The 11,401-nt window shown below is 36.4% G+C and carries 11 protein-coding genes; all 11 read left to right on the top strand.

Annotated features, from left to right (window positions below):
• Positions 1-13: 13 nt before the first annotated feature.
• Complete coding sequence (locus tag EKM79_RS07385) at positions 14-1,213, top strand: quaternary amine ABC transporter ATP-binding protein (protein WP_125567426.1); 1,200 nt, start codon at positions 14-16, stop codon at positions 1,211-1,213.
• On the top strand, positions 1,206-2,054 hold the full coding sequence (locus EKM79_RS07390) for an ABC transporter permease (RefSeq protein WP_125567428.1): 849 nt from the start codon (positions 1,206-1,208) through the stop codon (positions 2,052-2,054). Before EKM79_RS07385 ends, EKM79_RS07390 begins: the two co-directional genes overlap by 8 nt.
• 10 nt (positions 2,055-2,064) lie before the next feature.
• Positions 2,065-2,973, top strand: a complete 909-nt coding sequence (locus EKM79_RS07395; RefSeq protein WP_125567430.1) for a glycine betaine ABC transporter substrate-binding protein — start codon at positions 2,065-2,067, stop codon at positions 2,971-2,973.
• A gap of 409 nt (positions 2,974-3,382) precedes the next feature.
• Positions 3,383-4,243, top strand: coding sequence for a helix-turn-helix domain-containing protein (locus EKM79_RS07400; RefSeq protein WP_125567432.1), 861 nt, complete (start codon positions 3,383-3,385; stop codon positions 4,241-4,243).
• An 11-nt stretch (positions 4,244-4,254) separates the two neighbouring features.
• Positions 4,255-6,552, top strand: coding sequence for a nitric-oxide reductase large subunit (locus EKM79_RS07405; RefSeq protein WP_125567434.1), 2,298 nt, complete (start codon positions 4,255-4,257; stop codon positions 6,550-6,552).
• Between the two features lie 195 nt (positions 6,553-6,747).
• On the top strand, positions 6,748-7,005 hold the full coding sequence (locus EKM79_RS12410) for a VIT1/CCC1 transporter family protein (RefSeq protein WP_246005648.1): 258 nt from the start codon (positions 6,748-6,750) through the stop codon (positions 7,003-7,005).
• A gap of 14 nt (positions 7,006-7,019) precedes the next feature.
• Positions 7,020-7,325: a VIT1/CCC1 transporter family protein gene (locus tag EKM79_RS12415; protein WP_246005649.1), complete on the top strand. Its 306-nt coding sequence runs from the start codon at positions 7,020-7,022 to the stop codon at positions 7,323-7,325.
• A gap of 102 nt (positions 7,326-7,427) precedes the next feature.
• Positions 7,428-7,856, top strand: coding sequence for a CopY/TcrY family copper transport repressor (locus EKM79_RS07415; protein WP_125567436.1), 429 nt, complete (start codon positions 7,428-7,430; stop codon positions 7,854-7,856).
• 126 nt (positions 7,857-7,982) lie between these two features.
• On the top strand, positions 7,983-10,433 hold the full coding sequence (locus EKM79_RS07420; RefSeq protein WP_125567437.1) for a heavy metal translocating P-type ATPase: 2,451 nt from the start codon (positions 7,983-7,985) through the stop codon (positions 10,431-10,433).
• 24 nt (positions 10,434-10,457) lie between these two features.
• Positions 10,458-10,652 (top strand): heavy-metal-associated domain-containing protein, encoded by a 195-nt coding sequence (locus tag EKM79_RS07425; protein WP_125567439.1) that lies wholly within the window; start codon positions 10,458-10,460, stop codon positions 10,650-10,652.
• A 358-nt stretch (positions 10,653-11,010) separates the two neighbouring features.
• Complete coding sequence (locus tag EKM79_RS07430) at positions 11,011-11,367, top strand: hypothetical protein (protein WP_125567441.1); 357 nt, start codon at positions 11,011-11,013, stop codon at positions 11,365-11,367.
• Positions 11,368-11,401: the final 34 nt, after the last annotated feature.

Here is an 11,401-nt window from a genome sequence, read left to right on the forward strand (position 1 = left end):
AATGGGGGATTTGATGACAGTAAAAGTTGAGGTTAAAAATTTAACTAAGATTTTTGGTAAACATGTTGGTCGCGCTAAAGAATTAATTAAGCAAGGTAAGACTAAACCTGAGATTCTAAAAGAAACGGGTGCCACAGTTGGTGTCGATCAAGCTAATTTCGAAATCAACGATGGTGAAATCTTCGTTATTATGGGTCTATCCGGTAGTGGTAAGTCAACAATGGTCCGTATGATCAATAGATTGATTGAACCAACAGATGGATCAGTATTAATTGACGGTGAGAACTTGATGAAGATGGATAAGAAGTCACTTCGTGAAGTACGTCGTAAAAAGATGAGTATGGTTTTTCAAAACTTCGGATTACTTCCTAACAGAACAGTTTTGGAAAATGCTGAATATGGATTAGAAATTCAAGGTGTCGATAAAGAGACACGTGAGAAAAAAGCGAATATCGCATTGGAGCAAGTAGGAATTACTGGTTACAATGACGAATATCCTGATCAATTATCAGGTGGTATGCAGCAACGTGTTGGGTTAGCTCGTGCCTTGGCTAATGATCCTGAAATACTATTAATGGATGAAGCCTTTTCAGCCCTTGATCCATTGAATAGAACAGATATGCAAGATCAATTGTTGGATATTCAAGAACGTCTACATAAGACGATTATCTTCATTAGTCATGATTTGAATGAAGCTTTGAAGTTAGGTGATCATATCATGATCATGCGTGATGGTGAAGTAGTTCAAACTGGTACACCTGAAGATATTTTGACACATCCAGCTAACGAGTATGTTGAAGAATTTATTGAGAATGTTGATCGTAGTAAAGTTCTTACAGCAGGTAATGTTATGATTCGACCAGTTACTATCAATGTTGATAAAGCTGGTCCAAGATTAACCTTGAAGCGAATGAAGAACAATGAAGTTTCAACAGCATATGTTGTTGATAATAAGAGAACATTGATTGGTATCGTTGATGCTAACGATGTTATTGGATTGGTTCGTAAGGACAGCAGTGATCTAAGATCGATTGTTAAGTCCGATGTACCAACAGCTCACGTTGACACACCTATTAATGACTTGATGGATGATATTTCTCAAACTGGTATTCCATTCGCCGTAGTTAATGACGATGGACAACTTAAAGGAATTATTGTTCGTGGTGCCGTACTTGGTGCCCTTGCAGGAAATGAGGTGAGTGATTTTGAATAGTATTCCACAATTACCATTAGCACACTGGATCGATGGTTTTGTCGATTGGTTAGTATCTTTCACTGGATTTTTCAATGGTGTAACTAATTTTATTGGCGGAATTAATAATGCTTTCCAATGGGTATTCGATCTCATTCCAATTTGGTTATTTATCGTTTTAGTATTGGCACTAACTTATTATGTCAATCGAGATGATCAACGCTGGAGTTTATTAGGATTTGAGTTCTTCGGATTATTATTGATCTGGAACTTAGATTTCTGGCGTGATATGACACAAACATTAACATTGGTATTAACATCTAGTTTAATTGCTCTAGTTATTGGTATTCCACTAGGAATATTGATGTCTAAGAGCCGCATTGCTGAAATAATTTTGAAACCAATTCTTGATTTCATGCAGACAATGCCAGCTTTCGTTTACTTGATTCCTGCTGTTGCACTATTTGGAATTGGTATGGTACCTGGTATCGTTGCTTCTGTTATTTTCGCTATGCCTCCAACAGTTAGAATGACAAATATGGGTATTCGTGAAGTTCCAGGCGAATTGATCGAAGCTGCAGATTCATTCGGTTCAACTGAATGGCAAAAACTATTTAAAGTAGAATTACCATTGGCCAAGACTAGTTTAATGGCCGGTGTAAATCAAAGTATGATGCTATCACTATCTATGGTTGTTACTGCATCAATGATCGGTGCTATGGGTCTTGGTACTAAGGTATACTTCGCCGTTGGTAGAAATGATGCTGGTGGTGGTTTCGCCGCTGGTCTTGCCGTTGTTATCTTGGCAATTATCTTAGATAGACTTACACAATCATTAACACGTGATCACAAGAGAGGATAGGAGGGATTGTTTGAAGAAAAAATTAAGATATTTAAGTCTTTTCTTTGTAGCATTACTGATTATTCCATTAATTACTGCTTGTAGCTCACAGACTCAACCATATGATAGTAGTAAGAAGCTTGGTCAGCAGATCAACTATACTATAACTGGTATTGATGCCGGTGCTGGTATTATGTCATCTACGCAAAAAGCTCTGAAGGAATATGGATTGAGCGATAAGAATTGGCAATTACAAACCAGTTCAACTGCTGCAATGACTAGTACTCTTGACAAAGCTATTAAAGAAAAACGACCAATTGTTGTTACTGGTTGGCAACCACATTGGATGTTTACTAAGTATCCTATTAAATTCTTAAAAGATCCTAAAAATGTCTACGGAAAAGCTGAAAGTATTCATACCGTAGTTAGATTAGGATTGAAGAAGGATGATCCTGAAGCATATACGATCTTAGATCGATTCCATTGGAAACCGGCACAAATGTCTGAAGTTATGTTGAAGGTCAATAATGGTATGGATCCACAAAAGGCTGCTAAACAATGGATTAAAGCCAATCCTAAGTTAGTAGACGAATGGACTAAGGGTGTTAAGAAAGTCCATGGCAAGTCACTTAAGATGACTTACGTTGCGTGGGATTCTGAAATTGCTTCAACTAACGTTGTTGCGCAGGTCTTACGTAATCAAGGATATAAGGTAACGATTCAAGCAATGGAGCAACAACCTGTATGGGCATCTATAGCTACGAAGGCTGCAGATGCACAAGTCAGTGCTTGGTTGCCTAAGACATCTGGATTGTATTACAAAGATTACAAGGGACGTTTCGAAGACTTAGGACCTAACTTAAAGGGTGCTAAAGTTGGCTTAGCTGTTCCTAAGTATATGAAGAATATTAATTCAATTGAAGATTTAAAAAATAAGTAGAGCGTAACAAAGCACGCTTAACTTCTGAGAGTACCCTCGTATTTACGTAAGTAAATGCGGGGGTATTCGTGTTTAAACGGAAGAAGTTGTGCTTTGTCACGCGTATACGCTGCAAATTTAATGAATTTTATAGTTATGTCACAACTTTTTTTATTTTCACAATGTTATCAGTTGAAAAACGAGAAAGGCTTGCTGCTCCTATTGATGGATATTGTGAAATCGAATTTTGATATATTATTGGAATATTTAATATATAAAATAGTGTTTACAAAAACGTGAAATCCTATTAGTATAAGGATATGATCAGTTTTGATTATTACCGAGAAATTTAGTTATTATGGCACGAAATGGCAGATGAGTATATAATTCTATTCATGAAGATATTTATATTTTATATAGAGGTGTTCGTATGAACATACAGAGTTTTGTGAATAGAAGAAAGCAATTAGGTTTGTCACAGAAGGAATTGAGTAATGGTATTTGTACTCAAGCCACTTTGAGCAAATTTGAAAATAACGGAAAAATTCCGTCATTAAAAATCTTGATTCAGCTTTGTAACCGTCTAGATTTGTCTTTGGATGATGTTATGGGGGTTAATGATAGTACTTCTAAGAAAATCATTAAATCAATGGATAAAGTTGAGTTTAATTTGATTACTAGTGATTATAAAGAATCATGGAGTATTTTGAACAAAATCGACGAAAGTTTACTAAAAGATGATGATGATGCCTTGTTGCAGTATTACTACCTCAAGGGTTATTTGAATATTTTAGATAATGGAGATTTGTTTGAAGCTGTATTTGATTTTAATCAGATTTTGACAAATTTGGATTCGGAAGGAAAAACCATTTTTACTTTTCTTGCATACACAGGTATGGGGATGGTTTATGCCCAACAAAAAGACTCTTCCAAGAGTGAATATTATTTTAGTAAAGTATTTAACGATATTTATGGAATGTCGATTGAGAACATTGCTCAAATTTGGCGTTACATTAGTATAATTTTTTATTGTGCAATTTATTATTCGGACCAAAAAGATTATGAAACTGCCAATACTTTACTTAATTATGGTGTAAAAGTCTGTTCCGATAACCACGTAACTTATTATATTGCTAGATTGTATGCCCAATTAGCTATTAATGATTGCGCTGAAAATGGTCCTAGTGCTCGAACAGATGAGCTATTCACTAAGGCGCGTGTCTTTTCTGAATTCAATAACAACAAGAATGAATTGGTAACGATCAAGGGGCTGATTAAAAACTGTAAGTAGGGGGAAATTTTATGACTTCTTACAAGAAGCTAAATAAGATTTTACTTTGGGTTTTAGTCATTGCTTTCTCGATTTTAATCGCCGGGGGACTTTTGATTTTTAAGAATGAAGCACCTCGTCCATCTAAGATTGTTAATGAAGCTGGCACAACTGTCGTTACAAAGGGCGAACTAGTGTCAGGACAAGCTGTCTTCGAAAAATATGGTTTAACAGATTATGGTACTTATCTCGGAAATGGTACTTATTTTGGACCAGATTATACAGCTGAAGCACTACATATTTATTTAAAGGGTATGGATGAATACTATGCCAAGAAGAACTTCGATAAGGATTTCAAATCTTTAACTACAGAGCAAAAATCTGGAATTAAGGGTGTAGTTAAAGACGAAATTCGAAAGAATCGTTATAATTCAAAAACGAATCAGTTAGTTTTAACTGATGCTCAAGTTTCAGGTTTGAATTACTTAACGAAATATTATCGTCGTGTTTTCAAGAATAATCCTGATGAAGCTGGATTACCTGAGAACATGATTAAAAATATGACTAATGACTTCATGGAAAATGGAGATAAAGTTGATCAATTAACTTACTTCTTCTTCTGGGGAGCTTGGTTATCATCAACAAATCGTCCAGGTCAACAATATTCATATACTAACAACTGGCCATATGATTTGGATGCTGGTAATGTTATGACTTCTGACGCCATGGTTTGGACTGCAATGTCAGTTGCTCTGTTAGTTGCCGGTGTTGGTCTAGTTATTTATGTTTATAAGAAGTATCACTTCGACATGCAATATGCGGAAGACTTTAAGGATATCAAAGGTATTAAGACAGACGAGCCGATTACTAGTTCGCAACGAAAAGCTGCTAAGTATTTCTTGATCGTTATGTTGATGTTCTTTGTTCAAGTATTGTTGGGTGAATTGTTAGCCCATTATTATGTTGAGAATTCGTTCTTTGGAATACCATTGCAGAATATTTGGCCATTTAATTTAGCTAAGACATGGCACTTGCAATTAGTTATTTTCTGGATTGCTACTGCCTGGTTAGCAACTGGTATTTATATCACACCACGTATCATTGGTCGTGAACCAAAACGTCAAGGACTACTAGTTGATATTTTGTTCTACGCACTATTGGTTGTTGTCGGTGGATCAATGCTCGGTGAGTGGGGATCAACTCTTGGAATCATTAATGATAAATGGTGGTTATTCGGTCACTATGGCTGGGAATATGCTGAAATGGGTAAGTTCTGGCAAGTTCTATTTATCATTGGTATGGTTCTATGGGTAATCATATTATTGCGTGGCTTCTTGCCAGCAATTAAGATTAAGAAGAATCTTGATCGTTCCAGATTACTTCAATTGTTACTTTGCGGATCGATTGCTATTCCAGCATTTTATCTAGCTTCATTATTTATTTTGCCTAATTCACATGTTACCTTTGCTGATTACTGGAGATGGTGGATCGTCCATCTATGGGTTGAAGGTATCTTTGAATCATTCGCGGTTATTTTGATCGGTTACCTAATGGTTGATATGAAGTTAACTACTATTAAGTCAACTATCAGAGCCTTGTATTTCCAATTGATCCTATTGTTAGGAACTGGTGTTGTCGGAATGGGACATCATTATTTCTGGGAAGGTGACCATTCTATTTGGTTGGCACTCGGATCATGTTTCTCAGCTCTAGAAGTTATTCCACTATGTTTATTAGTTTGGGAAGCGTATACACATTATCGTGTATACAAGGATTCATCAATGGAATTCCCATACAAAGGAACATTTATGTTCCTAGTATCAACTGGTTTATGGAATGCTATCGGTGCTGGAGCACTTGGATTCTTGATCAATGCTCCAGCAATTAACTATTTTGAACACGGAACACAATGGACGTCGGCTCATGCTCATGGATCGATGGCCGGTGTTTATGGCTTCTTCTCTGTTGCTATTATGTTGTTTGCAATGCGTCATTTGACGAAGCCAGAGTTCTGGACTAAGAAAGTTGATAAATGGATCAAATGGGCATGTATTGTCATGAATATCGGACTTGCCGGTATGACATTCATTACTTTGATGCCAATGGGCTTCTTACAATTGAAGGATGCTCTAGAACACGGATACTGGCATGCACGTTTGGCCAGCTTCTATCAAGACCCAGTTATTATGGGATTAACAATTGCACGTTCAATACCTGATATTATCTTTACTGCTGGTGTAGTTATTCTATTGGTTGTCTTCTTCAGAGGAATGTTCCACTTGAAACCTGCCTCAAAAGAAATTAATCCTGTAGATTATGATATTAAATAATTTATTGAGAGCGTGACAAACCATGGTCAGCTTTCGAGTATTAAGGCAAACAGCTCCAGTAATCCGATTTTGGATTGCTGGAGCTGTTCGCTTTAAGTCGTAAGTTTAGTGAATTTGATTAAACAAAAATAAATTAAAATATGTTGAAAATATTCCAATGGTGTATAGTGTAGTTAATGGTAGGAGTGCGTTTACATGAAAAAAATTATAAAAAGATCTTTTTTTAGAAATCATTTTTGGGATAGACTAAATGTGTTAAGAGCTGGGATCTTGGGCGCTAATGACGGAATTATTTCTGTATCGGGAATTGTTCTTGGTGCTGCGGGAGCAAATTTTGACAATAGTACTTTACTTATAACTGGTGTTTCAGGGATGTTAGCAGGAGCTTGCTCAATGGCAGGTGGTGAATGGATGTCTGTAAGTACTCAACATGATGTTCAGGAGAAAAAATAGAATCTCAGTCTGAATTGGCTCAAACTAAAATTCATCGAGAGGATATGTTAGTTCCATTGCATGCGGCAGCGGCATCTTTTTGTGCTTTTATACTTGGTGCAATAATTCCACTAATTGCTATGTGCGTATCTACTGATAAGTGGCGAGTGGCTAATACTGCGATTGCAATGGTCGTGGCCTTAACTTTGAATGCCATCATAAGTACTGCTAACACAGATATATCTACTAAGAAGACAGTTTTACGTAATATTATGATAGGTGTTGGTACCAGTGTTATTACTTACATTATCGGTAGTATTTTTAATGTATCTATAAATTAACTTAATAACGTTGTGCTGATTTTCACTGGGATGGTAGTAATAGTTATTATTGTTGAAATATACTCGCACTGGTAGAATATAAAATCAGAGGTAGTGATAATTATGCTAGAAACGACAAATATCAACATTACAGATGCCGAATGGCGTATCATGCGTGTCATTTGGGCACTCGATACTGTTACATCACGTCAATTAATAGATGTGCTGGGAGATTCCATGAATTGGAAGCCAGCTACAATTAAGACGCTTTTACATAGATTAACTGATAAGGGAATCATTAAGGCAGAGAAAGATGGCAACAAGTTTATATATTCATCCGTTATGGATGAGAGTCGTACGGTTGACCTAGCGTCTAAGAAGTTCTTCAATCAAGTTTGTGCTAAAAAAGTCGGATCAGCTGTTGCTTATATTATTGACGAATCAGAATTAACTCAAGAAGATATTGATAAGATTCAAGATAAGCTGAATCATAAACAAGCAGTATCTAAAATAAATTGTAATTGTGTACCTGGCAATTGTCATTGTGAATAATATTTAGGGAAAAGATTAATTTATTAGTCTTTTCCCTAATTTTTTTATTTTTGTGTTGACGGATGTAGACGATATGATATGCTTAATTCATCAATGAATGACAATTGTAAACACGGAGGTGATATCTTGTCTCAAGGTACATATGCAATCGAGGGAATGGTGTGTACATCATGCGCCCAGACGATTGAGAAAACGGTTGGCAATTTAAGTGGTGTAAAAAAAGCTAGTGTAAATTATGCTACTGAAGAATTGAACGTTGATTACGATGATACTATTTCAATTTCTGATATTTCTACTGCCGTAGATAATGCAGGATATTCAGTAGTACGAGACGTTGTTACTAAGATATTTGATATTGAAGGCATGGTTTGTGCCAGTTGTGCTCAGACTATCGAAAAGGCTGTATCCAAATTAGGTGTTGATACGGTTAATGTTAATCTGGCTAGTGAAAAAATGAATGTTATATTCGATCAGTCTCAGTTATCACTTAATGATATTACTTCGGCCGTTAGCAATGCTGGATACAGTGCTAAATTATCTGATGAGGATAATACAATCGAACAATCAGATAATATTGCAGATCGTAAACAAGCTCATATTAAAATAATGTGGAATCGTTTTTGGATGTCGGCGGTATTTGCAGTACCGTTACTGTATATTGCGATGGGACATATGATTGGATTGCCTTTACCGGAGTTAATCAGTCCAATGTCACATCCAATTACCTTTGCGACCGTGCAATTGATTTTGGTACTTCCTGTGATTTATTTTGGTAGAGAGTTTTTCAGTGTAGGTTATAAGTCACTATTTAAAGGACATCCTAATATGGATTCCTTAGTTGCTTTGGGTACTAGTGCTGCATTCTTTTATAGTTTATACGGTACAATTATGACTTATATGGGAAACAATGATTTTGCAATGAACTTGTATTACGAATCAGCTGCAGTTATTTTGACTTTGATTACATTAGGTAAGTATTTTGAAGCTGTATCTAAAGGGAAAACATCAGATGCCATCAAGAAACTAATGGGTCTTGCACCTAAAACAGCCAATATCGTTAAAGATGGTGAAGTTGTAGAAGTTAATCTGGATCAAGTTCAAGTTGATGATATAATCGTCGTTCGTCCTGGAGATAAGATTCCGGTAGATGGGATCGTAGTCGAAGGTACATCAGCAGTCGACGAATCAATGATTACTGGTGAAAGCATGCCGATTGAGAAGCACATTGGTGATGAAGTTGTTGGAGCGTCGATAAACAAGAATGGTAGTTTTAGATTTAAGGCAACTAAAATTGGTTCAGATACTGCATTGGCACAAATTATTAAGTTGGTAGAAGATGCTCAAGGTTCAAAAGCTCCGATTGCTAAAATCGCAGATAAAGTTTCAAGTGTCTTTGTACCAGTTGTTATTACTTTGGCGATATTATCGGGATTGGCATGGTTCTTCTTGGGACAACAATCTTGGATTTATGCACTAACGATTACCATTTCAGTCTTAGTTATTGCTTGTCCATGCGCACTAGGGCTAGCAACGCCGACGGCTATTATGGTTGGTACTGGTCTTGGAGCTGAAAATGGTGTCTTGATCAAGAGCGGTGATGCACTTGAAACAGCTCGTAAGATTCAAACAATCGTTTTTGACAAGACTGGAACTATTACAGAAGGTAAACCCGTAGTTACTGATATAGTTGCTAATAATTATGATGAGAATGAATTATTGCAACTAGCTGCGAGTGCCGAAATAGGTTCAGAGCACCCATTAGGAGAAGCAATTGTTGAGAGTGCTAAAGATAAAAAAATTGAACTAAGTTCGGTTAGTGATTTTAAGGCTATTCCAGGCTATGGTATTCAAGCTACGATTGACGGCAAAGATGTTTTGCTTGGCAATGAAGGACTATTGCATGAATTAAATATTGATATAGGCGATTTCAAATTAGAATCTGATCGTTTAGCCGACGAAGGAAAAACTCCAATGTTTATTGCGATGAATAATCAGTTTGCTGGAATTATTGCAGTGGCAGATACTATCAAGTCTAATAGTGCTAAAGCTATTGAAGCTTTGCATAAGATGAATATTCAAGTAGCGATGTTGACGGGTGATAACTCTAAGACGGCTAATGCAATTGCTAAACAAGTCGGGATCGACCGGGTCTTGAGTGAAGTTTTACCTGAAGATAAGGCTAGTGAAGTTAAGAAGTTACAAGCTGAAAATATGCAAGTTGCAATGGTTGGTGACGGAATCAATGATGCTCCTGCGTTAGCGCAAGCAGATGTTGGAATTGCCATCGGATCAGGTACTGATGTCGCAATTGAATCAGCTGATATAGTTCTAATTAAGAATGATCTGATGGATGTACCTAATGCAATCAAACTAAGTCAGGCAACGATTAGAAATATCAAACAGAATTTGTTCTGGGCTTTTGCTTACAATACGTTAGGCATTCCTGTTGCAATGGGAATTTTGACATTTTTTGGTGGGCCATTACTTAATCCCATGATTGCTGGAGCAGCAATGAGTTTTAGTTCGGTATCGGTCTTGCTTAATGCCTTAAGGCTTAAGAGATTTAAATTAGCATAAAAAAATTGAATGGAGAATAATATTATGGAAAAGACATATGCAGTTGAAGGAATGAAATGTGACGGATATGTAAAAACCGTTACTGAGAAGTTATCAGGTGTTTCTGGTGTTACAGATGCTCATGTAAGTTTGGACAATAATAATGCTACAGTTACTGGTGATTTTGATGAAGTCGAATTGAAGAATTCACTTGAGGGAACACACTATTCAATTAAGTAATGAATATATACTCCACCTCCAGGAGCAAGAAAACTAGGTCGCTATGGGACCGATCCGAGCCGAAGAGCAGTCTCGGGTCTTGATTTTGAACTTCGCAGAGTACGCGAATTTCAAAATTCGTCCTGTGGTGTAAGGCCGGGAAACCACCGACCCAACACCACCTTCATAGCGATATATTTTTTTGCTCCTTCCGGCTCGTTGGATAAAAAATGTAAAATAAGAGTAAATAAATCCTGATTCTACTGGGATCTATTTACTCTTGTTTGCTATTCTATGAAAATTAACAAGAACCAAATTATTTCTGTTAAGTTCTTTGTGTACTTAGTATGTATAATGTAAGTGAAAAGCCGCATGGGAGATGATTTATATCAAAAGAACAGTAAAAGTCCTTGGAACGGTTGGTGCTGGGTTTTTGGCATTAAAGGAATTCCAAGCTATTAAAGAAAAAAGAAGTTTAAGAAGCTTACTAGTTGAAGAGTCATTGGACACGGTAAACATGTTTCCAACAATTCGTTCACGCGAAGACATGGAACAATATATTGGTAAATATTATAAGCCGTTCAAGTTACCTGAGGAAGCTAAGTTACGCTATAGATTTAAGTATTTAAAAGACTTTGATGATACTTTGGAGTATGTTCCTAAGGAGCAATCTAATAAGGTTATTTTCTATATGACGAATTTACAATTGAAGTGCAACATCAGTTTTAGAATATAAAAGAAGACTCATAGCCTGAGACCTTGTAAAATGG

Source organism: Companilactobacillus insicii, assembly GCF_003946015.1.
Taxonomy (GTDB): Bacteria; Bacillota; Bacilli; order Lactobacillales; family Lactobacillaceae; genus Companilactobacillus; species Companilactobacillus insicii.

Coding starts and splice junctions, on each gene's coding strand:
- EKM79_RS07385 (WP_125567426.1), top strand. CDS start 14: ATGACAGTAAAAGTTGAGGTTAAAAATTTAACTAAGATTTTTGGTAAA.
- EKM79_RS07400 (WP_125567432.1), top strand. CDS start 3,383: ATGAACATACAGAGTTTTGTGAATAGAAGAAAGCAATTAGGTTTGTCA.
- EKM79_RS07405 (WP_125567434.1), top strand. CDS start 4,255: ATGACTTCTTACAAGAAGCTAAATAAGATTTTACTTTGGGTTTTAGTC.
- EKM79_RS12410 (WP_246005648.1), top strand. CDS start 6,748: ATGAAAAAAATTATAAAAAGATCTTTTTTTAGAAATCATTTTTGGGAT.
- EKM79_RS07415 (WP_125567436.1), top strand. CDS start 7,428: ATGCTAGAAACGACAAATATCAACATTACAGATGCCGAATGGCGTATC.
- EKM79_RS07425 (WP_125567439.1), top strand. CDS start 10,458: ATGGAAAAGACATATGCAGTTGAAGGAATGAAATGTGACGGATATGTA.
- EKM79_RS07430 (WP_125567441.1), top strand. CDS start 11,011: ATGATTTATATCAAAAGAACAGTAAAAGTCCTTGGAACGGTTGGTGCT.